The sequence below is a fragment of the Metabacillus arenae genome, from assembly GCF_014773385.1.
Classification (GTDB): Bacteria; Bacillota; Bacilli; order Bacillales; family Bacillaceae; genus Metabacillus_D; species Metabacillus_D arenae.
Genome location: NZ_JACXAI010000010.1, coordinates 105,540 through 131,225, shown reverse-complemented (window position 1 = coordinate 131,225; position 25,686 = coordinate 105,540). Strand labels below are relative to the sequence as shown.

27 protein-coding genes are annotated in these 25,686 nt (G+C 37.0%); 9 read left to right on the top strand and 18 right to left on the bottom strand.

Annotation, left to right across the window (positions count from 1 at the left end; all coding sequences use genetic code 11):
* Positions 1–31 precede the first annotated feature (31 nt).
* Positions 32–1,000, top strand: coding sequence for a formylglycine-generating enzyme family protein (locus tag IC621_RS09900; protein ID WP_191158131.1), 969 nt, complete (start codon positions 32–34; stop codon positions 998–1,000).
* A gap of 269 nt (positions 1,001–1,269) precedes the next feature.
* On the opposite strand, the gene IC621_RS09895 is transcribed toward IC621_RS09900, so the two are convergent.
* From IC621_RS09895 to IC621_RS09880, 4 genes are all read right to left on the bottom strand, one after another.
* Complete coding sequence (locus IC621_RS09895) at positions 1,270–1,923, bottom strand: cache domain-containing protein (RefSeq protein ID WP_191158130.1); 654 nt, start codon at positions 1,921–1,923, stop codon at positions 1,270–1,272.
* 176 nt (positions 1,924–2,099) lie between these two features.
* Positions 2,100–2,987: a formylglycine-generating enzyme family protein gene (locus tag IC621_RS09890; RefSeq protein ID WP_449809431.1), complete on the bottom strand. Its 888-nt coding sequence runs from the start codon at positions 2,985–2,987 to the stop codon at positions 2,100–2,102.
* 187 nt (positions 2,988–3,174) lie between these two features.
* Positions 3,175–4,716 (bottom strand): sulfatase family protein, encoded by a 1,542-nt coding sequence (locus IC621_RS09885; RefSeq protein ID WP_191158128.1) that lies wholly within the window; start codon positions 4,714–4,716, stop codon positions 3,175–3,177.
* Between the two features lie 65 nt (positions 4,717–4,781).
* The gene (locus IC621_RS09880) at positions 4,782–6,146 is read right to left on the bottom strand and encodes an MFS transporter (protein ID WP_191158127.1); all 1,365 of its coding nucleotides are present in this window, start codon (positions 6,144–6,146) and stop codon (positions 4,782–4,784) included.
* Positions 6,147–6,514: 368 nt separating this feature from the next.
* On the opposite strand from IC621_RS09880, the gene IC621_RS26985 reads away from it, so the two are divergent.
* From IC621_RS26985 to IC621_RS09850, 6 genes are all read left to right on the top strand, one after another.
* The gene (locus IC621_RS26985; protein ID WP_318153021.1) at positions 6,515–7,336 is read left to right on the top strand and encodes an AraC family transcriptional regulator; all 822 of its coding nucleotides are present in this window, start codon (positions 6,515–6,517) and stop codon (positions 7,334–7,336) included.
* Positions 7,337–7,506: 170 nt separating this feature from the next.
* The gene (locus tag IC621_RS09870) at positions 7,507–8,286 is read left to right on the top strand and encodes a MurR/RpiR family transcriptional regulator (protein ID WP_191158126.1); all 780 of its coding nucleotides are present in this window, start codon (positions 7,507–7,509) and stop codon (positions 8,284–8,286) included.
* Between the two features lie 573 nt (positions 8,287–8,859).
* A complete protein-coding gene (gene pfkB, locus IC621_RS09865; protein ID WP_191158125.1) occupies positions 8,860–9,789 on the top strand; it encodes a 1-phosphofructokinase in 930 nt (309 codons plus the stop codon).
* On the top strand, positions 9,786–11,222 hold the full coding sequence (locus IC621_RS09860) for a PTS fructose transporter subunit IIC (protein ID WP_191158124.1): 1,437 nt from the start codon (positions 9,786–9,788) through the stop codon (positions 11,220–11,222). Before pfkB ends, IC621_RS09860 begins: the two co-directional genes overlap by 4 nt.
* A gap of 6 nt (positions 11,223–11,228) precedes the next feature.
* Positions 11,229–11,699, top strand: a complete 471-nt coding sequence (locus IC621_RS09855; RefSeq protein WP_224752434.1) for a PTS sugar transporter subunit IIA — start codon at positions 11,229–11,231, stop codon at positions 11,697–11,699.
* 2 nt (positions 11,700–11,701) lie between these two features.
* Positions 11,702–12,571: a class II fructose-bisphosphate aldolase gene (locus IC621_RS09850; protein WP_191158123.1), complete on the top strand. Its 870-nt coding sequence runs from the start codon at positions 11,702–11,704 to the stop codon at positions 12,569–12,571.
* 161 nt (positions 12,572–12,732) lie between these two features.
* Here IC621_RS09850 and IC621_RS09845 read toward each other — a convergent pair whose 3' ends face one another.
* From IC621_RS09845 to IC621_RS09805, 9 genes are all read right to left on the bottom strand, one after another.
* Complete coding sequence (locus tag IC621_RS09845) at positions 12,733–13,026, bottom strand: spore coat protein (protein WP_191158122.1); 294 nt, start codon at positions 13,024–13,026, stop codon at positions 12,733–12,735.
* Positions 13,027–13,050: 24 nt separating this feature from the next.
* Positions 13,051–13,254, bottom strand: a complete 204-nt coding sequence (locus IC621_RS09840; protein ID WP_191158121.1) for a hypothetical protein — start codon at positions 13,252–13,254, stop codon at positions 13,051–13,053.
* Positions 13,255–13,418: 164 nt separating this feature from the next.
* Positions 13,419–13,607, bottom strand: a complete 189-nt coding sequence (locus tag IC621_RS09835; RefSeq protein WP_191158171.1) for a hypothetical protein — start codon at positions 13,605–13,607, stop codon at positions 13,419–13,421.
* Positions 13,608–13,915: 308 nt separating this feature from the next.
* The gene (locus IC621_RS09830; protein ID WP_191158120.1) at positions 13,916–14,056 is read right to left on the bottom strand and encodes a hypothetical protein; all 141 of its coding nucleotides are present in this window, start codon (positions 14,054–14,056) and stop codon (positions 13,916–13,918) included.
* Between the two features lie 253 nt (positions 14,057–14,309).
* A complete protein-coding gene (locus IC621_RS09825) occupies positions 14,310–15,617 on the bottom strand; it encodes a CitMHS family transporter (RefSeq protein WP_191158119.1) in 1,308 nt (435 codons plus the stop codon).
* A gap of 547 nt (positions 15,618–16,164) precedes the next feature.
* Positions 16,165–17,133, bottom strand: coding sequence for a tripartite tricarboxylate transporter substrate binding protein (locus tag IC621_RS09820; RefSeq protein WP_191158118.1), 969 nt, complete (start codon positions 17,131–17,133; stop codon positions 16,165–16,167).
* A gap of 165 nt (positions 17,134–17,298) precedes the next feature.
* On the bottom strand, positions 17,299–17,820 hold the full coding sequence (locus tag IC621_RS09815) for a YfiT family bacillithiol transferase (protein ID WP_191158117.1): 522 nt from the start codon (positions 17,818–17,820) through the stop codon (positions 17,299–17,301).
* 48 nt (positions 17,821–17,868) lie between these two features.
* Positions 17,869–18,549, bottom strand: a complete 681-nt coding sequence (locus IC621_RS09810; protein ID WP_191158116.1) for a response regulator — start codon at positions 18,547–18,549, stop codon at positions 17,869–17,871.
* Positions 18,524–20,152: an ATP-binding protein gene (locus tag IC621_RS09805; RefSeq protein WP_191158115.1), complete on the bottom strand. Its 1,629-nt coding sequence runs from the start codon at positions 20,150–20,152 to the stop codon at positions 18,524–18,526. The genes IC621_RS09810 and IC621_RS09805 overlap by 26 nt, the downstream gene beginning before the upstream one ends.
* Before the next feature lie 445 nt (positions 20,153–20,597).
* Here IC621_RS09805 and IC621_RS09800 point away from each other — a divergent pair, with 445 nt between their 5' ends.
* Entirely contained in the window at positions 20,598–21,173 is a 576-nt protein-coding gene (locus tag IC621_RS09800; RefSeq protein WP_191158114.1) for an LOG family protein, read from the top strand.
* Positions 21,174–21,309: 136 nt separating this feature from the next.
* Here the strand turns inward: IC621_RS09800 and IC621_RS09795 are convergent, their stop codons facing one another.
* The 4 genes from IC621_RS09795 to IC621_RS09780 all read right to left on the bottom strand — a co-directional run bounded on the left by IC621_RS09795 (position 21,310) and on the right by IC621_RS09780 (position 24,762).
* On the bottom strand, positions 21,310–22,662 hold the full coding sequence (locus IC621_RS09795; protein WP_191158113.1) for a HAMP domain-containing sensor histidine kinase: 1,353 nt from the start codon (positions 22,660–22,662) through the stop codon (positions 21,310–21,312).
* Positions 22,659–23,327: a response regulator transcription factor gene (locus IC621_RS09790; protein ID WP_191158112.1), complete on the bottom strand. Its 669-nt coding sequence runs from the start codon at positions 23,325–23,327 to the stop codon at positions 22,659–22,661. Before IC621_RS09790 ends, IC621_RS09795 begins: the two co-directional genes overlap by 4 nt.
* Before the next feature lie 45 nt (positions 23,328–23,372).
* On the bottom strand, positions 23,373–23,963 hold the full coding sequence (locus tag IC621_RS09785; protein ID WP_318153020.1) for a hypothetical protein: 591 nt from the start codon (positions 23,961–23,963) through the stop codon (positions 23,373–23,375).
* 202 nt (positions 23,964–24,165) lie between these two features.
* Positions 24,166–24,762: a lysophospholipid acyltransferase family protein gene (locus tag IC621_RS09780; RefSeq protein WP_191158111.1), complete on the bottom strand. Its 597-nt coding sequence runs from the start codon at positions 24,760–24,762 to the stop codon at positions 24,166–24,168.
* Positions 24,763–25,058: 296 nt separating this feature from the next.
* On the opposite strand from IC621_RS09780, the gene IC621_RS09775 reads away from it, so the two are divergent.
* Positions 25,059–25,259 carry a cold-shock protein gene (locus IC621_RS09775; RefSeq protein WP_191158110.1) on the top strand — a complete coding sequence of 67 codons (201 nt, stop codon included), beginning with the start codon at positions 25,059–25,061 and terminating at the stop codon, positions 25,257–25,259.
* A gap of 98 nt (positions 25,260–25,357) precedes the next feature.
* Here the strand turns inward: IC621_RS09775 and IC621_RS09770 are convergent, their stop codons facing one another.
* Positions 25,358–25,663 (bottom strand): hypothetical protein, encoded by a 306-nt coding sequence (locus IC621_RS09770; RefSeq protein ID WP_191158109.1) that lies wholly within the window; start codon positions 25,661–25,663, stop codon positions 25,358–25,360.
* Between the last annotated feature and the right edge of the window lie 23 nt (positions 25,664–25,686).

The following is a 25,686-nucleotide window of genomic DNA, read 5'->3' as shown; positions in this document are numbered from 1 at the left end:
AACAAAGAGATTTATTTAAGGATGTGACGAAATGAAAATGGAACAAAAGATGTCGTGTTGTGCGATAAAAAGAGGAAAAACACTTCAAGACAAAGAAACTTTAGCACAATCTATTCAAAAAATGACACCTTCAACCGAAACTCAATTCAGAGATAAAATGGTATATCTTCCTGGTGGGGAATTTTTAATGGGGACTAATGAAAAAGAAGGTTTTCCAGCCAATGGTGAAGGTCCTGTTCGGAAAGTAAATGTAGATCCTATATTAATTGACCGGTATACTGTTACGAATGCTGAATTCAAGGAATTTGTACAAGCCACTGGATATGTAACAGAAGCGGAGAAATTTGGTTGGTCATATGTGTTTTACAGCTTCTTACCTCCACAGTTGTTAGGCTGTGTAAATCGAGTTGTATCAACTCCTTGGTGGTGTGGAGTTAACGGAGCTTTTTGGTCCCAACCAGAAGGTCCAAGTTCAACTATTGATGATCGCATGGATCATCCAGTTGTTCACGTAACCTGGAATGATGCCCAAGCTTTTTGTAAATGGGCCGGTAAGAGATTGCCAACAGAAGCTGAATGGGAATATGCTGCACGAGGAGGTCTTGAGCAAAAAAGATACCCATGGGGTGATGAATTAACTCCTAATGGTGATCATTACTGTAATATTTGGCAAGGAAAATTCCCTGAAAAAAATACAATTGAGGATGGCTTTAAAGGAACTGCTCCAGCCATATCTTTCCCGGAAAATGGGTTTGGTCTTTATAACATGTCAGGAAATGTTTGGGAATGGTGTTCTGATTGGTTTAGCAGAAGTATTCACAGTCGTGGTGGACGTACAAATCCACAAGGTCCATCAAAAGGTGAAACAAAGTTAATGCGTGGAGGCTCCTATTTATGTCATATATCTTATTGTAATCGTTATCGAGTTGCTGCACGAACTTCAAATACACCAGATAGTTCATCGGGGCATTTAGGCTTTCGATGTGTGATAGATGTGTAATAGTATGCTAGTATAGTAAAGAACGAGCAACAAACAAAAGAATCTAAAAAAATAAAATGAAAATAATTCCAATTAGACAAAAGACTAAGATACCAAGATTAACTGATGAAATCTTCGATGACACCTTATGAAATGGAACAACTCAAACGATTTTGAGGTAGAGAAACTAATTAATGTTAGAACCCCATTAATTTTGTGCAATGCATAACCTTTATCTTTCTTTAACATAGAAGGTGAAAGTTGACTTATCAGTTCTTCCTTTTTTTGACCTAAAGAAGTTGCTGAATTTCCATCTTTTGTAAACAAAAAACAAAACCTGTTTCACCTAATTTAATAGAATTCGTCATTTCTGATAGATACCCAGGGTCAAAATTTAATAGCACTGTCCCTCGTTCTTCAAATTCTGACGTATAATACAATCTACCTGTAAATGTAAAAGAAGGTTCTCCTTTAGCAAATTGCTTTTGACTCACTGGTAACAAACGAAAATTTTCCTTTGTTATTATATCGCTATACCAGGTGTCACTTAAAAAATCATTAATGACATATAATGAAAGTAATCGAGAGCGGTGGTATAACATGGTATCAAGAAATTGTCTGAGCCTTTGTGATTCGGCTATCGTAGACTGATTATATGGATCTTCTACTTCGAGAAAATTTTGAACGCTTTCATTAAAATGAATTGTAGCTGTAAGGTGGTTAGTTTCTTCTATAAATGAGCCTAAACGTTGATCGATTTGCTTAGTTGTTCCTACCATATATTCACCTAGTTCTTCCTTCAATATCTCCGAGGAAGAAAAGTAAAAGAATATTGCCGAAGATAAAAGTGGAACAAAACTAACAAAGTAAAATGTAATCAATAATTTGGGCTTTATTTTTATATTTCTACTCCAATGGTCAAATCTATTAATTAATAATTTCAAGGTAGACTCTCCTTAAATTTTGTTACACTTCTGTTATGATAAGATTTGATAAAGATAAAGATAACAAAAATTTAATAAGGATAATGATGAATGATGATAGTACTAATAGAATAAAGTTCTTTTCATTCTGAAAGACTTTAAATGACTTTCAGAATGAAAAGAATTATCCATGCATATTAAGCATCAACCACAACACGGAAACCACAATTACTAGTAGAACTATCAGGTGTATTAGAACTTCTTGCAGCTACACGGTAGCGATTACAGTAAGAAATATGACATAAAAACGACCCGCCACGCATAGTTCGTTTCCCGGTTGGTTTTGTAAACCTTGGATTCTCATTGCTCGTCTGAGAATGATACTTTGGTGTAAACCAATCACTACACCATTCCCATACATTCCCTGACACATTGTATAAACCAAAACCATTAGGCTCATATGTGTCCACTGGTGCTGTTCCAATATATCCGTCACTTGCACTGTTTACAGTTGGAAACGTCCCTTGCCAAATATTACAGCGGTGCTTCCCGTCCGGCTCTAGTACATCTCCCCAAGGGTAGGTTTTTTTAACCAAACCACCACGTGCCGCATACTCCCATTCGGCTTCCGTCGGGAGCCTTGTTCCGGACCATTTGCAATAAGCATTAGCATCATTCCATGAAACATGTGTTACAGGATGGTTCATACGATCTTTAATATTAGAATCGAGACCTTCTGGTTTACTCCAATAAGCCCCTTCAACTGGCAACCACCAAGACAATCCTTGTGGAAATTGGCGAACTTGTTTCTTTGTTTTTTTGGACGCTAGTAAGTGAAACACAAACGACCATCCAAATTTCTCCGCTTCTGTTTTATAACCTGTCGCATCTACAAATGCTTGAAAGTCTTGATTTGAAACGGTATACGGAGAAATGTAAAATTCATTTATTTTAATATTACGGACAGGTCCTTCACCATCACTTGAAAAACCTTCTTTTTTTTCAGTTCCCATCAGGAACTCTCCACCTTTTATATGAACAAAATGAGATGTATCAATTCCTTCTTGTTTTATTTTAGGAGTTATACTTTTCACCTGTTCTTCACTTTTACTACGACTCGCGCTGCAGCATGATTTTAGTTCCTTTTCCATATTCATTCCTCACTCCTAATTTTAAAAAACATTTTACCATGGCAATCAAGTTAAACAAATTATACCTTAGTCTAGTAAAAACTAAACTAAGGTATAAAGGTATAAATATAGTCTTTAATACTTAAAACAAATTCTTCATCATCGCTCTAGTAAACGCTGCTCTTGCTTCAACATTTTCTTCAGGAAACTCACTAGGATGTTTTTGTTTCAATTCATTAAATTGATGTTCTCTTCCAGTTTGAACAAGTCTTTCTCCATAGTTTTTAAGGAATCCCTTCGCATGGTAAGGTCCGCCTTCTTTCATAACAGTCCATAAAGGATCAACGTCATCACCAGATTTGAGCATCATTTCATCATGCCATTCATGTAAATAGTAGGTTGCTTCCATACAAATATTTTTGTTTTGTTCTGCAACATTGTGTTCTTCCCTAAGGTCTTCTTTAAGATTAAATAGCATTTCCTTATCAAATAAATGATATCCATCATGATATGTTCTCATATATAACCAGTCACCAAAACGTACACTACGTTGAGCAACGTGAGCACATTGAGACACAACTAGGTAGTCACGTCCACATTCTTTTCCTTCTTTTAATACAGAGGCATAACTTCTTCCATCCCAATCTGGTGAAGCAGGTAGCTCAAGCATTTCTGCTAATGTAACTGGTAAATCTAGATGATAATGTAAGCCATCATCAACAATTCCTTGTTGCATACCTGGCCAAGAAATGATCATTGGAATACGACATGTGCCATCATCCGCTGTTCCATGTTCTCCATAAATCCCCAGTTGTCCCATGTTTTCTCCATGGTCTGCTGAGATGATGATAATCGTGTCCTCTAAAATTCCCTTCTCCTCTAATAATGCAAACAATCTACCAACATGATCATCAAGGTATCGAATACCACAGTCATAGCCATCAATCATCGCTCTTAAATCGTCCATGTTTTTGATCTCACCAGGACTTCTTGGGAACTTTTCACTTTCTACATTCGTATATGTGTTTCCGTTATGATCAATAACTAATTCGTGTACTGTATGTGGACCAACAGCTTCTTTGTGTTTTCCCAATGTTTCTTCACTAGCCCATTCTGGTAGTGGTTCATCAGCAAATGGATTACCAAAAATTTCCGGTGCACGATATGGTGTATGAGCATCCCAGTAATTTACGTAAAGTAACCAGTCATCTTTTTCTGCATTTCTTTCTAACCAATCCCTTACAACAGGAGAAACTTGTTCAGCTGATTCCATTCCAAACTCACCAGTGTTGATAATTTCGTTAAAGCCAGCGTAAAAATTATACGTTGCATGACGTTGAGGGAATGGACTAATTAAGGTTGTATTTAAACCTGCCCCTAATTGTAAGAAGGAAGGTAGAGAGCCACCCACTGATAGTCTACCAAAAAGGTTACGATTCACTCCTTCTAGTTTCATATCCCCAGCTGTTCCTCCATGTCCGACTAAACCATTACGTATTCCAAATTGACCAGACATCAGTGCTGTTCGGGAAGGTGCACATGGTGCATCTGAAGTATAGTAATTATTAAAACGAACTCCCTTTTCGGCAATTTTGTCGATATTAGGGGATGTATTTCGATGGTATCCATAACATCCTAAATGGCGTGGGCTAACTGAATCTAAATCTAAAAATAGTATTCTCATATTTTTCACTTCTCCTTTTTCCTTATTCTAGTTGAATGAGATTTTATTCATTTTTCTCTAGATAATTAAGCTTCTTTTGCAATGTCTTTAATAGAGTTATTTCTTTTTTTTAGGTCCTCCATAATTTGACCATGAATCTTATCAAGTTTGTAAAATTGCAACAGGATAAGAACTATCACAAAACTGATGACTGGGAACCACACAAAGCTAAATTCAATCGCTTTCAAAGTTTCAGTAGATTGTTGAGTTAGTGTCGGGTCATAATTATACATTGCTAACAACCATGCTCCAGCAGCTCCCCCGATACCCATTCCAAACTTTGCTGCAAATGTAGAACCAGAGTATAAAAGTCCTGTTGCACGAACACCTGATTTCCACTCACCATAATCAATTGTGTCCGCAATAAGTGAGAATAATAGACTTGGGACAAAACCAAGACCTAATCCACCAAGACCTACCCCAATTAACAATAATGGAATAGATTGTGTAGTTGAACCGAAATAAATGATAAGAGACCCTACAACTGCAACGATAATCCCAAACTGCATCGTTTTCTTACCACCAAGTCTCTTTGTAACATATGGAATTAAAAATAAGGAAACAATCGTTAAATAATTTAATGCCATCACAACTGGAACAATATCTTCTCTACCAAAGTTATATTTAAGGAAATAAACGGTCGTTTGATTACGAATAATAAATACAAAGAAGAAAGCAAGTTTTGCTGTAAAAATAATTAACCATGGGATGTTAAACGCTTTAATTCCTTCGCGAATCGGAATATTCTTTTTACTGTTGTAGTATTCTCTTTCTTTCGTATTCTTGAATGCATTAATAAACATAGGGATTGATACGATACCAAATACTGTCATAGCTAACGCAAAACCTTTTGCATCATTACCGTCCCCTAAATAAGCAACTAAAGGTAAAGTAGCAACCGAAACTATAAAACCACCAATCTGCCCAAAAATCATACGAATAGACGTTACTTCATGACGCTCTTGTGGATTATTAGACATGCTTGGTAGCATGGCTGATAAAGGAATATTAATAAACGTATAAATAAGACCTAACAAGATGTAACTAGAATAAGCGAATAAGATCTTTCCTTGAGTATCCAGGTCTGGAGTTAAAAACGTTAAGACACCTACAGCTGCAAACGGGAGGGCTAACCATAGAAAATAAGGTCTACACTTCCCCCATCTTGAATTGGTACGATCAATTACATACCCTGCAAGTAAATCTGTTCCAGCATCAAGAAATCTTACGATTAAAAATAATGTACCAACAACCCCTGCTCCAATACCATAAACATCTGTATAGAAATAAAGTAAATAAGTTGAGACCATCACAAAAATTAAATTTGAAGCTGTATCTGCTATACCATAACTAATTCTTTCTTTCCATGAAACTTGATCTACTTTATACATAAGTAATCCTCCCATATTGCGTTAAGCTAAAATCAAAATGAAGTATTGGTTTACTTTTATAGGACAATATATTATTTCTTTTCTATGTCACCACCTTTACATTAGTTAAGTCCTTAAACTTTACTTCACATGGTCAAGTTTACGATTACCTTAAGCGTTTCCACACATTACAAAATCATTGTGATTTTAAAAAATACTACAATAATTGAAAGCGCTTAATCCCTTTGTTAATAATAAGTATAGCGTTATTATAGAATTATAGTCCATGTACGATTTATCGATTTCATGTATGATTCTTTACAACATTTAAATTTTTCTAAATTTCTAATCAGAGAGATCGTGTATAGTAAATTCATAGAATTAAATTCGTGTTTGGAGGGATCCATATCATTTACATATTAGGAGTTTTTTTTGATAATTTTATTCCAAAGTGGCATTCACAAGCAGAAAAAATTGATTATAATGTCTTTATTTTAGTAGTAAAAGGAAAAGTCAAGTATTCAATAAATGGAGAACAGATTATTGCTGAAAAAGGAGATCTCGTTTTTATTCCTTCTGGAACTTTACGTGGTGCGGAGAATCATGAATCTGGTGAGCACCAAAAATATACAGTTGCGTTTACAATTGATAAAAATGTCGATTATTCAAATCCATTTCCTATCGATAAAAAATTTCATAAAATTAAAACAAGAAACCCTGAATATGTAAAGCATCGTTTTGAGAGATTATTTGTGGATAGTAGAGGTGATAAAAAATTCCGATCCTATATTTGTGTTGGAGTACTGCAGGAATTACTTGGAATGTTTGCAAGAGAACTAGATAGTCCTACAATCACACCTAGCAAGGTAAAATACACTTCTATTATTGAAAATTACTTGTTAGAAAATTACCGTAAAAACATAGAAATTGAACAACTGGCAAAGTTAATAAACCGATCACCAAGTTATACAATATCAGTCTTTAAGGAACTAATGGGTCAATCTCCAATTAAATATATTCATCAGCTCAGAATTATTGAGGCTTGTAATCTCTTACAAAATACAGATATGACAATTGGGGCCATTTCTGATTATTTAGGGTACTACGACCCCTCATACTTTTCACGTATGTTCAAAAAGTTAACCTCGATGTCACCAAAAGAGTTTTCAATGTATGGACATCAAATTGAGTTTTCAAATTTATTAACATAATTTATGTACCCGCTTACACGTTCTATAACATTATGTTGTAACAACCCAAAATAAGGCTGCCAAGATTCTTGGCAACCTTATTTAACGATTGTATTATTTTGAAATAAATTCGTACAAACTATAAAGATTTCCTTTATACTAGGATACAAATACATAAAGGAGTTAGACAAATGGAGAAACCGCTATTTAACATCCCTGCCACAACCTACTCTTCTTTAAGTGAATCTGAACGATATTTGCTTGAATATATCCATCAACACTTAGAAGAAATCGCAACAATGTCCATTGTCACCTTAAGTGAGCGGGCAACTGTATCCACTGCTACAATTGTTCGCTTGATGAAAAAGATCGGATATAATGGCTACACATCGTTTAAATACCGGCTGAAGCAGGATAAGCAGATGATTGATTATGAAGATCAACTAGGCAATATTGATGAAGACATTAAACAAGCCATCAAGAAAAACGAAGAGGAAGTCCTGAAAACGATTCAGCTTCAAAGCATTGGTCAAATTGAGGATGCGGTGCAAAAGATTCATGACGCCGAGAAAATTTATATTTTTGGGAGAGGCTTCTCCGAAATGATCGCTAAAGAAATGATGGTCAAGCTTCAAGTTATGGGCAAAACTTGTGAGAATCACGACGACCCGAATATTATCAGAATAAAATCTCGTAAAATGGAAAAAAACGAGCTTGCGATTTTTATTTCCCTTCAAGGTGAAACTCAAGAACTCGTCGAAGCCTGTCAAAATTTAAATATCAAGCAGGTCACGACTATCACGCTAACGACACGGGTTGATTCGTCCTTAAGCAGGCTCTCCGATATGACGCTGATCGGTTATAAAAGCGAACACTCTCTCTTTCCAGAGTATGAGGTGCGCTCAAGGCTTTCTTTGAACGTCATTGCGCGGATTTTATTAGATGCCTATGTTATTCGTACGAAAGGTTAAAATCAGTTTCTCCAGTTTTCCCATCACTTGAACTGTCTTTTAATACTTGGTTCCTTTGCGAAATGAATGTTTTGAAATTCCTGTACATGTTTATAAGGTCTTTATTACTGGATTCAAAGTATAACTAATCGAATAAGTCATAAAGAAACCTTGAAACTATGCTCCCCTTATTTTCTCTTTTCTGTGCTTCTCTCTTTCTATTTCAGTTTCAAATATGTGTTAGTCCAGCGATCCACTTCTTCTCCTCCCCCCCTTACTATATAGATCTCTGTTAACATGAGGAGGCTTATGCTTCCTTTACTCTGTTATCCCAATTAGCAATCAATTTTCATCCCCACGTATGTACATTCTCATAACCCACTCATGTAAACCTTTACAGAAACTGAAAACATTTTCATCCCTAAACATGAGATACTGAATTCAGGCAACAACTGCTGATTTAAAAAAGTTCATGGCCTGAATTTATTTTAATTCTTAATAATTAGCAGATGGTATAGCAGCCATTATAAAATCCATCCATTCACTTTTAATAAATGTTCCCAGATTCACACCATATAGAAGGAAGGTGAAGCAATGATATATACTTGCACCTTAAATACAGCCATTGACTTGTATGTCGCTGTTAAAGAATTGAAACCAGATACAGTTAACCGGACCCATGATGAAGATTATCAGCCTAATGGCAAAGGGGTTAACGTATCAATTATGCTGAAAAAATTAGGGATTGACAGCGTCTCTTTGGGGTTTATCGCCGGATTTTCCGGTAAGTATATTGAAGATTCCTTAAGAGATCTTGGAATTAAAACAGATTTTGTCAAAGTAGATGGTATAACTCGCATTAATGTTTTTATAAATTCAACAGAAGAATACAAAATCGTCAATCAAGGACCAATGATTCAACCAAATGAGCAAGAACAGCTTTTAGCTAAAATAAAAGCCATTCCAGCAAATAGTATACTGATTGTTTCTGGGAGCTTGCCAAAAGGTGTACCTGAATCAATCATAATCGACATCGCTAAAATTTGTGAAGAGCGCAGGGTCAAACTAGTCCTAGATACAAGTGTCAGCACAGTCATTGATACACTACCCTACAAGCCGTTCTTACTTAAACCAAATGAGGAAGAGCTAGCGAATCTCTTTCACAAACAGCATCCTCTTTCCGAAAGCGAGCTGATTAAATACGGCATGAAGCTTCTAAAAAAAGGCGCTCAGCACGTGCTCGTTTCTAGAGGAAAGGAAGGTGCTCTCTTCCTTTCAAAAAAAGATTTGTTAAAGGCGACTTCTCCTCTAGGACAAGTTGTCAACACTGCCTGTTCTGGAGACGCCATGCTTGCGACATTTATTGGGAAACAAATACAGAAACATACCCTTGAAGACGCACTAAGCCATGCTGTCGCAACAGGGGCTTCTACTGCTTTTTCAAAGGGGCTTAGCGACTTAACAGATGTACCAGATTTATTAGAAGAAGTAACGATCAACCCTATTAAGGAGGCATTAACATGACTCGTAAAAAAATTGTTGCAGCAACTGGTTGTCCAACTGGTATTGCTCATACATTTATGGCAGCAGAAGCATTAAAAAAAGCGGCTGAAAAATTAGACATTGATATAAAAGTCGAAACTCACGGGCAAGTTGGAATCGAAAACGGTTTAACCGAAGAAGATATTCGTGAAGCAGATGGCGTCATCGTTGCAGCTGATAAAGACGTCAATACGGATCGCTTTCACGGAAAACGCCTTGTAGAAGTACCAGTATCAAGGGGGATTCGCGGTCCAGAAGACTTGATCAATCAGATATTAAATGAAGAAGCGCCTGTTCATAAGGTACGGGGGCAATCTTCAAGCGAAGCATCTTCCACTGCTTGCAAGGAGAAGAACGCGCCGTCAAAAGCAAATGGCGGAAAGAAATGGGCACACACCATCTATAAGAACTTAATGAATGGTGTCTCACACATGCTTCCGTTTGTTGTTGGGGGCGGGGTTCTTATTGCGCTTTCTTTCTTATTCGGCATATACTCTGCCGACCCAAATCATGAACAGTATAATGAATTCGCTGCGTTTTTGAAGAATGTCGGCGGTCTTAGCTTTAGTTTATTAGTTCCAATACTCGCAGCTTTTATCGCCGAATCAATTGCCAGACGCCCTGGCTTGGTCGTTGGTTTTATTGGAGGACTTTTAGCAGACCAAGGTGGAGCAGGGTTCCTTGGGGGGATCCTAGCTGGATTTGCAGCTGGATACATCATTATCCTGCTTCAGAAGCTATTAACGAAAATGCCCAAGTCACTCGATGGCTTGAAATCAATTTTCTTGTATCCGGTCATTGGAATATTCTTGATTGGTGCGGTTATGGTGCCTCTTATGGTTCCTGTACAAGGTTTAAATGAGGGGTTAATGAGCTTCCTATCTTCTGTACAAACTACTAGTCCACTAATGCTTGGAATTATCGTTGGTGCCATGTGTGGTTTTGACATGGGCGGTCCTTTTAACAAAGCTGCTTACGTGACGGGAACAGCCCTCTTAGCTCAAGGAAACCTTTATTTCATGGCTGGCGTGTCTGCAGCTTGTATCGCACCGCCGCTTATCATTGCATTTGCAACAGTCTTCTTCCGCCGATACTTCACGAAAGAAGAACGCAACGCTGGCATGGTCAATTTTATTCTAGGAGGGACCCATATTACGGAAGGTGCGATTCCTTTTGCTGCTAAAAACCCAGTGATTGTACTTCCAATTATCATGCTCGGCTCATCAATAGCAGCCGTTATGACGTATCTGTTCGGGGTACAGGTTCCAGCTCCACATGGCGGATTCTTAGTTCTTCCAGTTGTAACAGGAGCGTTTCAATGGATTCTTTCCATCCTAGTTGGTTCTATTATCGGAGCTGTAATCTACGGTCTCTATCGCAAAAGAATCGCAAAAAATACACCTATAGAGGAGTAATTTATGATGACAAGTATGATTCAACCGACAAATATTCAATTAAACTCAACTGCTTCATCACAAGCGGGCGTCTTTCAAGCGATTGCAGATCTCGCAATAGAAAATGGACTCGCAACCTCTGCAGATGAAGTTGTAAAAGGGCTTCAGACACGTGAAGCGCAAAGCACAACCGGCTTCCAAGACGGTTTTGCTATCCCGCATACTCAGTCTGAAGCTGTTGTCAAACCTGGAATTATCATTGTTCGAACTGAGACAGGGATTGAATGGGGATCGTTCGACGATCAACCAGCCTTCTTCTTCTTGGCACTTCTCATTCCGAAGTCAGAGGCTGGCACGACACACCTGCAAGCACTTTCTGCCTTGTCTCGAGTATTAATGGATGACAAGGACCGCCAAGCACTTCTTAATGCAAATACGAATGAAGACCTTGCACAACTTGTGGAAAAAGCGATTACTACAACTCAGGAGGAAAACTAATTATGGCTCTTTTATCAACAACACCGATGCTTGAAAAAGCAAAAGCAGATAACCACGGCATTGTTGCATTCAACGTTCACTCTTTTGACAGCATCTTCTGGGTTCTTGAGGCTGCTGCTGAGCTAAAATCGCCAGTTATATTACAAACAACCGTTGGAACGGTAAAATCATTAGGCCCTAAGAACATCGTTCAAGTGGCAAAAGCTGCTTCCGAGCATTATGACATTCCAACAGGTCTCCACCTTGATCACTGTACGGATTTCGAGGTGATTAAGGAAGCGATTCGTGCAGGTTACACATCTGTGATGATCGATGCGTCAATGCATCCTTTTGAAGAAAACGTTACTCGTACTAAAGAAGTAATACAGCTCGCGAAGTCACTTGGTGTTAACGTCGAAGCAGAGCTTGGTAAAGTCGGGGGTGTAGAAGATGATATTGTCGTGGCTGACGAGGATGCACAAAAAGCAGTCCCAGAAGAATGTAAGCAGTTTGTTGAAATGACAGGCGTCCCTACACTTGCACCGGCAATTGGTACGGCTCACGGCATTTATAAAGGAAAGCCAGACATCGACTTTGATCGAATTGCAGCAATCGCTGAGATGGTAGATGTGCCGCTCGTGCTTCATGGCGGCTCTGCAGTTCCAGACGCAGACGTTCGCCGCTGTGTGTCACTCGGCATGGCGAAGGTCAACGTTTCAACAGAGTTAAAAAACGCGTACTCCGAAGCAATTCGCCATCATTTTGCAGCTAAGCCGGACAGCCTAGACCCGCGCGCCTACTTGCAAAAAGCAAAAGATGCAGCGAAAGAAATGGCTAAGTCTAAAATCCGTATGGTCGGCAGTGAAGGAAAAGTCGTTCCTGCCTTTGTCTAACTAGCAAACTAGAAAGTTATCAAAACATCCTGACGCTATTTACGTCAGGATGTTTTGATTTTTTTACAATTGAATAAAAAAGAGATTGTCTAACAATTATCATTTTGGACAATCTCTTCTTTATTTTTCATTTTATTTTTCAAAGGAGGTTAGCAATTACGTTAAAATTCATTATCAGGGTGTAAGTTGTTTTGCATAAATTCTTGTACTTTGCCAATTTGCTCCATTGAAGCTATATCAGTTTTATACCAGCCTTTTTCATTCATTATTTTATATAGCTCGTCATGATTGCTGCTCGCATTTTCAAAATTCTGTTTATAAATTTCGCGGAGTTCTTTATGGCTTGTTTCTAACATGGTATTGCTGATGCTCCGACACCGGCCCTTCTCTAATTCCAAGCAAAGCTGCAGCATTTCTCGATCCGTCAAGCCGCGTCCTTCCATGTTATTTGGCATATGTTGTACCCCCTTTTCAATCCTTTATTGAATCATTCCAGCCCGATTGAAATATTGTGCAAGATCAGCAATCTTTAATTGATGATGCTCTGCAAGCTGTTCCAGTGTTTTTCGGAGCTCAGGGTCTTTACATTGCGAAGCACACCAGTTCATTGTCTTTGCTGTAATTTCCTCTGCTCTTATTTCATCTTCAATAAAAGACAGCTCTTTTGATGTAAGCTGAAGCATTCCTTCACCCCCAAGAAACGTAATGTTATCTCTTGCTAGTATTCATCGATTTCCTGCTTTTTATCCGTTTAACGAAGTTTTTGTTGGTAGTTTTATCAAATAAAAAGCGCGATTTGTAAAAAAAACCAGTTAAGCTGGGAATTTTCATATGAAATAATAATCCTTTATAATCCTCCACATGAAGAATTTCCTTCTCTTTTATCTTGTAATTTTTGCCCTTCTTCTACAGTCTCTTTTGAAACAGATTCTAATCCATATCCTGTTGAACTTATTTCTAACACTTCTTCATTTGCCTTTCTTTTCGAATTTAGATTTGAATCATCATGATATTGTTCTATATTTTCTTTTCCCACGTTAGAACCTCCAATGTTAGTTTTTAATTAACTGAACTTTTATACAATCCTTTAAAATTGCCTTTTACAAAAGCATTACTGTAAGATCAGGAACTCCTTCGAGTCTTCATCTTCTATATTGTTCCTTTATATGCAAATAGACATACGATAAAAATGGTTAGCAAAGATGTTCCTTTCCCTTTAAGAAATGCCGCCAGCCCTTAAAGAAGAAGGTTAACTAAAATTATTTTATCTAAAATTAATAAGGAGTCTAAAACAAAGAAAGGGAATCAAAAAGCTATAATAGCTTTTTGATTCCCTTCATTCCCTTACATCACATCATTATAATAAATCACATTCGATAAAATCTTACATTCTTTAATACTTTTATATTTCTCTTTTGCTTCCTTCTCATTATCAAATTCAAACATCCGGATATTTTTCTTTGAGTAAACAGTGATTACCCACATTTGTCTTTAGCCTCCTATGTTGATACGGTTCTTATCTTGTTTCTTATTGTCTGTCCTATTAAAAGTAAATGATCTCTTATTTAATTTTATAACCCTTTTTTGCAGCTTTTTTATTTGGTTCACCAGAAGGTCTGACACTTATAACAAGTAGGAAAGCTGATCAGCAGGCTAAATCATACATTCCTGTTATGAGTTTTTTAAATTCCTGCAAATGACCCTGGAAAACTCTATTGAATGTATATTGAAGCGGCAGTTAAAAAGTAATAACTCCAAATAATATAGCAGCAATGATCATAACAACAGCTGTTCCAAGTGCCCATTTGAATATGAATTTCTGATGTTCTCCAAAATCTACACCCGCCATTCCTACTAAAAGGTAAGCGGATGCCATTAATGGACTCATAGCATGTATTGGCTGGCCTAATATAGAGGCACGTGCAATTTCAACAGGTTCAACTCCATAGGCAGCAGCAGTTTTTGCAATGATCGGCAACACTCCATAATAGTATGGATCATTTGCCATAAAATACGTAAATGGAAGACTTGTTATCGCAGTAATAACTGCCATCGAAGATCCAAGAGATTCAGGAATAATCGAAATTAAACTATTTGCCATCGCGTCCACCATTTCTGTTCCTGATAAAATACCAGTAAAAATCCCCGAGGCAAATACCAATGAGACAACCGCAAGAGCATTTGCAGCATGTGAGGATATACGTTTCTTCTGTTCCTCTAAGTTTGGATAGTTAAGAAGAACAGCTAATGCGAAAGCAACCATAAATAATACTGGAAGAGGCAATATACTTAGAAATAATCCAGTAAGAAGAGCCAAAGTTAACAATAAGTTTACCCATATTAACTTAGGGCGTTTAAAGTCATCAATTTCAGCAGTTGCTGCTAAACTTTGAAATGTATGCTTTTCTTCTGGAGAATATTGAATTGATGCAACTCCCAATCGTTTGCGCTCTTTTTTTCCTAGTATAAAAGCTGTCACAAAGATCCAAATAATGCCGCAAGCCATAACTGGAATAAGTGGTATAAATACATCAGCTACATCAAGCTGCAGGGCACTTACAGCTCTTGCAGTCGGTCCACCCCATGGAGTCATATTCATGACTCCAAATGATAACATGGCTATGCATGTTAAAATGAGAGGATTCATCCCTATACGATTATACAGCGGCAACATCGCTGAAACGGTGATCATATAAGTTGTTGTTCCGTCCCCATCTAATGCAATCATCGATGAAAGTGCTGCTGTTCCAATCACAATCTTTAACGGATCTCCCTTAACAATCTTTAATATTGTGGAAATAAGAGGATCAAACAAACCCGCATCAATCATAATTCCAAAATACAGGATCGCAAACAGTAACATGACCCCAGTCGGGGCTACAGTCTCAATTCCTTCTAACATCATGGGTCCTAATTTAAGACCAAAGCCGCCAATCACTCCAAACAATATTGGTATGACCGCAAGTGCAATTAAAGCTGACATTCTTTTTGTCATGATTAAAAACATAAATACAATAATCATTAAAAATCCTAATAAAGCAAGCAAAACTACCATCCCCCCAAATTCGAATACGCTTCCAATTCATTTTGTTGATTATTTTTTGAATATTAAGTTGAATTATAAAGTAGTTTTTTTAATGTGTAACCGTTTTCAAAATAAGATTCTTTTAATTTTAAAAATGCATTTTGTTCATTTTGTTCACGAAGAAGATTAGTTGTTTTCCCTATTTTTCATTAATAGAAAATTTATCTAAAGAGGAAGCCTTTATCTATAAGCTATATATACAAAGTTACAATGGAACGTCTAAATGGGGCAATCGATGATTTGGTGAGGAGTACATTAACTCTGGAAGCCATTACTTTTTTCAATTAGCAATAAAGTTTGCGAAAACTGCCTTATACAAATAGTAATGACCCCTATTTATGTGGTGTGGGGTCATTTTAGATAAAGCCTTTTATTTATTGAACAAACTTAATAATGGGTTATCTGAGTTACTTTTTCCAACATATGGTTAATCCAATTAGCTTGATTTCGATCTTTGCTATTAATCAAATGAAACGAAAAGCTGTTCTTTTTTCTCTCTCTAAAAATCCTATAATAACCCAGAATCATTTAATAGCTCGTAATATAATTTATTTTGTTCTTTCAAAAATTCTTTAGCTTGGTCACTATTTTTATAAAAGTTGTTCCATTCATTATTTTTTAAAATCTCTTTCCATTCCTCTGTTTTAACCATCTCTTCAATTACATCATTCCAGTAACTAACCTCTTCATCCTTCATATCAGGAGGGCCCATAATTCCTCTCCAGTGAGGAAAAACAATTTCAATACCTTCCTCTGTCCATGTAGGAACATCCTCTAATCCTTCAATTCTTTTTTCTGAGCTAACAGCTAAAATTTGCAGGTTCCCTTCTTGATGATGTTCCTCTACCTCTGATACCGCTGTTGTAATGACATCAATTTTCCCCTCTAATAAAGCATTTACGATTTCTCCACCACTATCATATACCACAAAATCAATATCAGCTGGGTCGACGCCTGCTTTTTTAAGAATCTGCACAAAGGAAAGCTGGTCCCCATTTCCTAATCCGGGAGCGATCCCAACTTTTAGTGATTTAGGATCCCTCTTCAACTGCGAAATTAAATCACTGGTAGTCTGGATCTTTGATTCCTTATTAACAGTGACAGATATCCACTCAGTTGCTAGTATGGCAAGAGGAGTAAAATCTTCATAGGTCAATTGACTTTGCCCAAGAAGGTGGTTAGTTAAAAGCAAGCTTGAATTCACTGAAATAGCATTGGAATTCTGATTTTGCAAATATCTCCAGCCAACTTCTCCTCCTCCCCCCGGCTTATTCTCAACAGTAATTGACTGCTTTGTAATCCCTGCTTCGGATAGAACCCTTTTAATAGAACGCGCGGTTCTATCCCAGCCTCCACCAGGCGAGGCAGATGCTATAATGTGTAAATCTTTTGAAGGAAAAACTTCACTATTCTCATTCTTTTGGAAACATGAAGTAAGTAATAAAAATGAGATCATTAAGACCAACACTTTCTTCATCTTTTATCCCCCTTGCCTGAAAAAAGTAAAAGCATGGAAATATAATTAAGAAAAATAACATAAGCCCCTCTCATGCTTTTGGAAATTAAACATCAATGGTGGAAATAGATGAAATGGCTCTAATTCAAATAACTGCCTTTTTAACAAAACTGCAGTTTTTCAGTCTCACCAGTCTTGCCGCTGACGAAGAGAAGTGATATGTGCAATATGATGACTCCCATGCCATGCGTATAGTCCAATACTTTCCCCGATAGTGATTGCTCCTGAATCTGGATGATAAAATATCTTTTCAAGCTCACTAGGTAACAGCGATCTCAGCAAAGTGACCCATCTACGATGTAAGGCTGCTAACAGCGAAAGTGAAACATCAATATCCAACTTTGAATCTGGGAGTTCCGCCCACTTTTCCTCTAAATAGGGCTTAATTGTCGGATTTTCCTCGGTAAGGGATAATTTTAAACGGGTGTAGCTATTAATATGACTGTCTGCTATATGATGCACGACTTGGCGGACAGTCCAACCTCCGGAGCGATAAGGTGTATCTAGCTGATCATCTGTTAGATTCTTAACAGCTGCCTTTAATTTTGCAGGAGCAACTTCAATTTCATTAATCCATTTTTCTATTACATTCATCGAAAGTTCTTTTTCATACTTAAATTGTCCAATAGGGTAACGTAAGTCTGCCATCCTATTCATCCTCCTCCATGTTCTCCTCTTTTGCCAAAATTTTAGTTTTTAAATTTCTTTCACACAATATTTTCGCTCTGGCCTGCCGACTATTCCATAATGAATTTTAGCTTCAGCTATTTCGATAGAAACTAAATATTCCAGATAGCGTCTTGCTGTAGTGCGGGAGGCACCCATTTTTGCAGCCACCTCCTCAGCAGATAGGCCGGTTTTTTTTTCACTAATCAAGATTTTCTTCACATTTTCTAAAGTGAGATAGTCTACCCCTGCTGGCAGCTCTTTTTTTACAGGAGTTTCTTTTCCTGACTTTTCAAAATACTTATCTACCCATTCTTGTGTTGGAACCTCCTGCGAATTCAACCAGTTCTTTTTTAATTGATAGGCTTCGATTGCTTCCATAAATTTTTCCATTGTTACAGGTTTTATTAAGAAGTGATCAACTCCATAATTCATGGCTTTTTCGATCATTTTCTTTTCTGTTGCCGCAGTAATTAGAATAATGTCAACCTCTGGATACTTTTCTCTCATAATTGGAAGTAAGTCAGTTCCTAATTTGTCAGGAAGATAGACATCAAGTAACAACAAATCAATTTCTTGTGCATTTAGCATTTCTAAAGTCTCTTTTGCATTAAGGGCTTTAGCTGCTACTTCTACTTCTGGAATCTTTTGAAGAAATTTTTCATGGATTAAGGCGACTCTAAAATCATCTTCCGCTATTGCTACTTTCATCCTCGTCCCGTCCCCTCTCTTTTTTTGGTAAATAAATAGTAAAAGTAGTTAAGTTATTTTCACGTGATAGTTCAATAAGACCATTTAATTGCTCAACCGACTCCTTCACATTCGCTAATCCATACCCGCGATCTTTTCCTTTTGAGGATATCCCTTTATCAAAAATATGTCCTAGAAAATGATCAGGCATTCCAGCACCAGTATCTGATACTTCCAAAACGACATCGTTTCCAATATCGGTAATAAAAAATGTAACTTTTTTTACCGGCTGATTCTTTACTGCATCAAATGCATTATCTATCAGATTACCTGCAATGGTAATGAGCTGTGAAAGAGAAATATGATTAGGAAGTCTATTTAAAGAACTGTTTTCATCAATTTGAAAGTTTATTTTCTTTTCAGATGCCTTCCCAAGTTTCGCCAAAAGAATAGCCTGTATTTTCGGATCCTCTATTTGCTCAAAAAGAATTTTATTCTGTGTTTTGTGGAGGGCTGCTTCTTCTTGAATGAACTTAATCGCTTCATCTGTTTGATCAAGCTGAAGCAATCCCAAAATGACATAAAGCTTATTCGTAAACTCATGGGTTTGTGCACGTAAATCCTCAGAGTGTTTCCTTACCTCTGAAAGAGTTTCAATCAGAGATTTAAGCTCTGTTTTATCCCTAAAACTTGATATTACTCCTACTATTTGGTCATTTTCAATGATAGGTGTTCGATTTACGATCACGCTTTTGCCGTTTAAAGTTTCTTCTCTATCCATTTCCGGATCTCCTGTTTCAAGTACTCTCAACATACCAGTACTGGGTAAAACATTTTCAACAAGCCGATGAATATCACCTTCTGACAAATTTAACAGTCTTCTTGCTGAGTTATTCATCATTGTAATCTTTCCCTCAGAATCAATGGCAAGTATTCCTTCTCTTATTGCTAGAAGCATAGCATGCCGTTCCCTAAATAATGCAGAGATTTGATATGGCTCTAAGCCTAACGTGTCTTTTCGAATACTTTTGGCTAACAGTATACCCCCTGAAATACCAATGATGAGTGCCAGAAAGGAAAATAATCCAATTTTCACTAGCTTGTTTATGATACTTTCGTTTATTTCTTTCATTAAGTATTCAACTGTCACAACTCCTACAACTTGTTTATACTCACCGAAATTCCAATAAACTGGTGCTTTAGCAACAATGGAAGGACCAAAGGATCCCTCTGATTCTGAAGTAGAATATCCCCCAAACACCAAAGCTTTATAGTTACTTTCTATTTTTCCCCGCTTTCCAATTTGTTCAGAATCTACGTGTGCTATATATTTATTATCTGAATCGGAAACAATTATATTTGTAGCGCTTACTTGATAACCAATTTGCTCTGTAAGGGGCTGAATGGTTGATGAAGGCTCGCCTGATTGAACAGCTTTTTGAACACTAGGCATTAGTGACACGGCTGTAGCAGTTTGAAGCGCAAGTTGTTTTGTGCGGTCTTTCGTAGATACCACCTCTAAGTAGGCAATAATCCCCGTCAATAATCCTACAGACATAAAAACAATAATCACAACCAAGCCTAGTATTTTCGTTTGAAGTGTATAGCCTTTTTGTAATTTCATTTCGTTCACCCGATTTTATCATACTACTTTTTTATTTGTATTCTAATGATATTCTAAAACCCATCGTTTTTCTAGGTCGCATACCGTATCTTCAATTAGGAACTGGGATATTGAAAGCAGATTTAATGTTGGATAAATCGAATAATTAGAGGGAGAGGCTTCTTAGTTTCTGCCTTAGGACAGTAAGCATCGCTAGTACTATTAGAATAACGCCCAGCTTGGATAAATGGGTGGAAAAGCTCGATTCTGATGCTGACTCAATTCCCGCTTGAATTCCTTTGTTTACTGGAAGTTTACGCATTTTCGAACAAGCATGCTTTTAGACATACATACAGAGCATACGAACATAGAATTCATTTTATCACTTAGCTATTGATAAGACAGGTCAGAAGGAGTTAAGTTAATAGAGAGAGTCAAAATTCTACCAAAAGATTGGGTGATATATATGAAATCGATTTGTATTTTTGCTGGTTCTAATGTAGGAGTTCGAGAAGAGTATAAAATGAAAGCAAGAGAACTAGGAAATTACATGGCTCAAAATGATTTCCAGCTTATATATGGAGGGTCAAAGGTCGGTTTAATGGGAGAAATTGCAAACGAGGTACTATCTCAGGGTGGAAAAGTTACAGGAATTATGCCTGTTGGCTTATTCAGCGGTGAAATTGTCCATACAGAATTAACAGAACTAATTGAAGTAAATGGCATGCATGAGCGCAAGGCAAAAATGAGTGAGCTCGCTGATGCCTACATTGCTTTACCCGGCGGACTTGGGACGTTTGAAGAGCTTTTTGAAGTCCTGTGCTGGGCCCAAATCGGCATTCATGAAAAACCGATAGGCTTGTATAATGTTCGAGGTTATTACGATCCGCTCATTCAACTCGTAAAATTCAGTATTCAGGAAGGTTTTTCAAATGACTCCCACCTCAAATTGATCGGTGCTGCATCAGAACCGGAGGAGCTTATTAAGCAAATGACCAGCTATGCTCCTCCTAAGATGGAGAAAAAGTGGAAGCAAGTTTAACCATATTATAGAGGGAATCTTATCGAAGGACAACGGTACCAGGTACCTTTGAACCTGGTACCGCCGAAAATAGGAAGTACCGTATTACCGACATTAAAAAAAGAGCTGATTTTACTTCAGCTCTCATCATTAAATGCTATTCTGGCTGACCAATCATGACTGTTGTTCCTTTTTTATTAAAATCCAGCTTCCATTCGAGGCCCATTTCCTTTACCATCAAATCAATAATGGATAAGCCGATTCCCGCTCCTGCATCAAGGCTTTTTTCTTTAAATCCCTTGCCATGGTCCATGACCAAGAAGTGATTTTTATTCAGTCTTATCCCAATGTATTTCCCTTCTTTTGCATGACGAATGACATTTTGAAATAAATTATTAAGGATTCGTTCCATCCATTGCTTGTCAACAATCCATACTACAGCCTCCTGAGGTATTTCTACGGAAACCTCCATTTCTTCTGATTCAAATAAAGGATACCAATTCGCAATTGTCTCCCTTAATAACCTTGATATCTCTACCTCTTCAGGGTGAAAAGGATATTTGCCAGCGGAAAGTAAAGTATAAGATAGCAAGTTCTCAATCAGCTTATCAACAAATTGAATTTTCCGGTCGATTCGGTCAACCGATTCCTTTCCTTTTGAAGAAAGCGATTCATCAAGCAGCGAATAGGCGTCGGTCCGGACTGTTGTCAAAGGGGTTCTCAGGTCGTGGGAAAGATTAGCAATAAGCTGCCTTCTTAACTCTTCTTCTTCTTTTTCTTTCTTTCTACTCATTTTTAGCTGCTCAATCATATCGTTAAAAGATCGTTCCAGATCTCCAATTTCATCGTTGCTTTGCACTTCTATCATCTTTGATATTCCTAATTCTCCTCTTTTTCCCATTGCATGTTGAAGATGAATAAGCCTTTTTCTTATTTTGTTAAAAAACATCCAAGAAAAAAAGATAAAGCCAAGCAAAATCAAAATGACGATTACTGCATAGGCGTATATAAACCAATCCCCGAAACGTTCGATAGGCGTTTCAAAAAATTTCTTATCTATTTGGAAAATGATAAATCCATTTTCAAGACTTCCTCCAATGAAGGATACCACAGTAAAAAGGTTTGACCCGGTGTGATTTTCCATAAATTGAATGGAATAAGCAGGAGACCAGTTCTCAGGAATACCAGATACATTTTCTGGGTAAGTTGCTCTAGTTTTACCTGTCTCATCCACCCAAATCAAGTTTGCATCAGGAAACCGTTTCTTCCACTCTTGCATAGCTGCTTCAATTTCTGCAGATGAAGCGCCTTCTAAATCTATTGCATCTTGATGCCAATCTGATTTAATATCATTGAGATTTTCATCATAGCGATTTTCCACCTCACCTGTAAAAAGAATGCTTGGAATAAGCAGAGAAAGGGAAGCAATAGGCAAAGCGACAGGAAGGGCCAATACGGCACAAATGATAATAATAATATAGGGGTACAGCAAGGACCGTTTTAATTTCATGCTTTTACCCTATAACCAATTCCGCGAATCGTTTCAATAATTTCTGGTTTGGCTGGATTTTTTTCGATTTTTTCCCGAAGATACCGAATATGTACATTTAGGGTCTTATCGCCTTCTATAAAATTTTCTCCCCAAACTCCTTCATAAAGCTGTTCCTTTGTTAGAATTTGATTTAGATGCCGAAGGAAATAAGATAGAATTTGATACTGTTTTCCTGTCAAAATAATTTCTTCCTGTGTTTCATTGTTTTCGATACGCTGATCTGGGTAAATGGTCAAATGTTTAATGTTCCTCTTTTTAGGCTTTTGATCAGTAGATCTTCTTAATAAAACTTCAATTCTGGCATTTAATTCTTCAGGATGGAAGGGTTTTGTCAAATAATCATCGGCAAATCCTAATCCTTCCAGTTTATCTTCTACCGAAGTCCTTGCAGATAATATGAGAATCGGAAGGTCTGAACGTTTTCTCTTTAATCTTTTACCTACTGAGAAACCGTCAAGCCCGGGAAGCATAACATCTAATATAACCAAATCAGCCTCTTCTGCAAAATCAATTGCATCGGTACCATCCTTTTTCCAATCGACAGAATACCCTTTTTTATCCAATTCACTTTTTACCCATTTACCGATCTCAAGATTGTCTTCAATATATAAAATCCTGTGCATTTAAATTCCCTTCTCTCTTAACTATAAATCCCTCTAACTAATATCTTATAGTTTTTGAGGATATAAATGGAAGGGTTTCATGGACTTTTCTGTAGTTTCTGGAACATAAGTGCCTCTTTGACTTTTAAAATCAATTAATTTTCCTTGGAAAATTAATTTAAATTGCTTTACACGGCAAAAATCGTCAGGAGTGATTAAAGAAGGCGGTTTTTCAAAAGGATAGATTCCACTGTTTCTCAAAACCACGGCAACGAACTCAGAGCAAAAATAGGCATCCTTTCGCTCGATTGCTTTTTTCAGCAATATCCCTAATAGTCCAAGTAAGTTATAACGATATTCAGCTTGCTTTCTTTCAAACTCTTTAATCACGTTTGATAAAGTATGATAAGTTGATTGATCTACTGTTAATTCATAAACTGCACAGGAGGTTTTCGGCTTATGGAAAAAAAGCCCTGAGCACAGTGTTTCTTTCACAAATCCTCCATTAATCGGATTTCGAAAATCTTTACGGCCAAAACTATAAATTTCATTAAGATCTTGGTCTAATGCTATAGATGCATGATTGTACGGAGCCCTTGTATATAATTTTATAGCTCTGGAAAATAAAGTACCGGTATCAGTCAATAAAATATACACCTTACAATCATTCATCTTTATTCATTCCTTTATTAGTTATATTGTTATCTTATCAACTCCTATTTAGCTCAGGAAACGAGCTCCAGATTTAATTGAATATGGACCTTAAGATGTATTTTTTTACAAAAGTGGAAAGTTTCATTTTTGATGATTATTTGTTTCAATTCCATTCATTAAATAGCTTCAAGAGGGATATGTCTCCCTATTTTCGCTGCAGTGCGTCAGACTGTAAGGCTTTAAACTGCCGATTTAACTCAGTCATCATCCCTTCTACCCGATCTTTTTTTGGAAGTTCCTCACTTATAACAATTGGATCTCCGAATATCAGGCATGGTTTTTTGCGTTTTAAAAGCTCGCGGAAATTAGATGGTCCAATGTAAACAGCGGGTATTAATGGAACATTGGAGCTGATTGCGATTGCAGCAGCCCCTCTTTTTAGGGGAACCCCCTCACTCGATCTAGTCCCACTTGGGAATATCCCCACAATCTCTCCCTTTTTTAAAAGCTTACGGGGAATTTTCAAGGTGCTTGGTCCCGGATTGTCACGATCTACTGGAAATGCATTTAATTGGGACAAGAACCATTTTAAAAAAAGCTTTTGAAACAATTCCTTTTTTGCCATGTAATGAAGCTTAAGCGGCAATATGGAGATTCCCAGCCATAGGACGTCTACCCAGCCAGTATGTGTACAAGCGATAACATATCCTCCTGAGTTTGGTAATTTTTCTTTTTCGTATACGTTTAATCTGCCAAAGAGACTTAATAAAACTTTTAAAAGATAAGCCGCAAAATAATACATAAGAACTCTTCTCCTTTTTCCTGTTTTTTACTAATTATATCACCAAGATATAATACCTGGTACTAATTTTGAAGCAGTACTTCGTAAATCTTATTTGTTAACATGGGAATTTCTCTCTATTTTTACAATTGAAGTTCTTATGTGCTTGCTATTTTTTCTTTGGACTGTTATCCTTAAGTTAACTTATTTTTGTTCAGAATGTAAGGATAGACAAGTATACATTGCTTTTCGCCTTGATATTTTTAAGAGCAAGAATAGTATTACAATGTGTGGTATACACACGAGGAGGTAACAAAATGTTACAAGGTACAGTAAAATGGTTTAACGCAGAAAAAGGTTTCGGATTCATCGAGCGCGAAGGTGGAGACGATGTATTCGTTCACTTTTCAGCAATCCAAGGCGAAGGCTTCAAATCTTTAGAAGAAGGTCAAAAAGTTACATTTGAAATCGTTCAAGGTAACCGTGGCGATCAAGCTGCTAACGTTGAAAAAGCATAATAACGTATTAAAAAAGACTCTTTTATGAGTCTTTTTTTATTGATTGTTTAATTAGACAAACGTGCAGTTGTCTGGGTCATTTCATAAGTATATTGAGGTTAAAAACCCTTTTTCCCAATCGGTATAAATGATTGATAAATTCCTATACAAGTAATCTTCTTACCTTGAAATTCCGTTTCATATACCTTCCAGAAAAGGAAATCTGATTCTGCAGTATTTTTATCAATAATCTGTTTACCAAACATATCAAACCCCAATCCAATTATAAAATTTTCATCCCCAATTCTTTCTTCTACCCTTGCTGTCAACCATTGTGTATACTTTGCCTTTGAAGGCTTTGATACAAACATTGAGCCTAGGAGCAGAACAAAGAAAATCGTTATTATGAAAATCCATTTTTTCAAGCCTAATAACCTCCTTCTTCCTT

What these genes read in the sequence shown, in the direction of transcription:
- IC621_RS09790 (WP_191158112.1), bottom strand. Translation starts at nt 23,327, where the DNA reads ATGCACAGGATTTTATATATTGAAGACAATCTTGAGATCGGTAAATGG.
- IC621_RS09850 (WP_191158123.1), top strand. Translation starts at nt 11,702, where the DNA reads ATGGCTCTTTTATCAACAACACCGATGCTTGAAAAAGCAAAAGCAGAT.
- IC621_RS09780 (WP_191158111.1), bottom strand. Translation starts at nt 24,762, where the DNA reads ATGTATTATTTTGCGGCTTATCTTTTAAAAGTTTTATTAAGTCTCTTT.
- IC621_RS09830 (WP_191158120.1), bottom strand. Translation starts at nt 14,056, where the DNA reads ATGTGGGTAATCACTGTTTACTCAAAGAAAAATATCCGGATGTTTGAA.
- IC621_RS09805 (WP_191158115.1), bottom strand. Translation starts at nt 20,152, where the DNA reads ATGAAATTACAAAAAGGCTATACACTTCAAACGAAAATACTAGGCTTG.
- IC621_RS09800 (WP_191158114.1), top strand. Translation starts at nt 20,598, where the DNA reads ATGAAATCGATTTGTATTTTTGCTGGTTCTAATGTAGGAGTTCGAGAA.
- IC621_RS09860 (WP_191158124.1), top strand. Translation starts at nt 9,786, where the DNA reads ATGACTCGTAAAAAAATTGTTGCAGCAACTGGTTGTCCAACTGGTATT.
- IC621_RS09820 (WP_191158118.1), bottom strand. Translation starts at nt 17,133, where the DNA reads ATGAAGAAAGTGTTGGTCTTAATGATCTCATTTTTATTACTTACTTCA.
- IC621_RS09810 (WP_191158116.1), bottom strand. Translation starts at nt 18,549, where the DNA reads ATGAAAGTAGCAATAGCGGAAGATGATTTTAGAGTCGCCTTAATCCAT.
- IC621_RS09855 (WP_224752434.1), top strand. Translation starts at nt 11,229, where the DNA reads ATGACAAGTATGATTCAACCGACAAATATTCAATTAAACTCAACTGCT.
- IC621_RS09885 (WP_191158128.1), bottom strand. Translation starts at nt 4,716, where the DNA reads ATGAGAATACTATTTTTAGATTTAGATTCAGTTAGCCCACGCCATTTA.
- IC621_RS09845 (WP_191158122.1), bottom strand. Translation starts at nt 13,026, where the DNA reads ATGCCAAATAACATGGAAGGACGCGGCTTGACGGATCGAGAAATGCTG.
- IC621_RS09870 (WP_191158126.1), top strand. Translation starts at nt 7,507, where the DNA reads ATGGAGAAACCGCTATTTAACATCCCTGCCACAACCTACTCTTCTTTA.
- IC621_RS09775 (WP_191158110.1), top strand. Translation starts at nt 25,059, where the DNA reads ATGTTACAAGGTACAGTAAAATGGTTTAACGCAGAAAAAGGTTTCGGA.
- IC621_RS09880 (WP_191158127.1), bottom strand. Translation starts at nt 6,146, where the DNA reads ATGTATAAAGTAGATCAAGTTTCATGGAAAGAAAGAATTAGTTATGGT.
- IC621_RS09900 (WP_191158131.1), top strand. Translation starts at nt 32, where the DNA reads ATGAAAATGGAACAAAAGATGTCGTGTTGTGCGATAAAAAGAGGAAAA.
- IC621_RS09840 (WP_191158121.1), bottom strand. Translation starts at nt 13,254, where the DNA reads ATGCTTCAGCTTACATCAAAAGAGCTGTCTTTTATTGAAGATGAAATA.
- pfkB (WP_191158125.1), top strand. Translation starts at nt 8,860, where the DNA reads ATGATATATACTTGCACCTTAAATACAGCCATTGACTTGTATGTCGCT.
- IC621_RS09815 (WP_191158117.1), bottom strand. Translation starts at nt 17,820, where the DNA reads ATGGCAGACTTACGTTACCCTATTGGACAATTTAAGTATGAAAAAGAA.
- IC621_RS09795 (WP_191158113.1), bottom strand. Translation starts at nt 22,662, where the DNA reads ATGAAATTAAAACGGTCCTTGCTGTACCCCTATATTATTATTATCATT.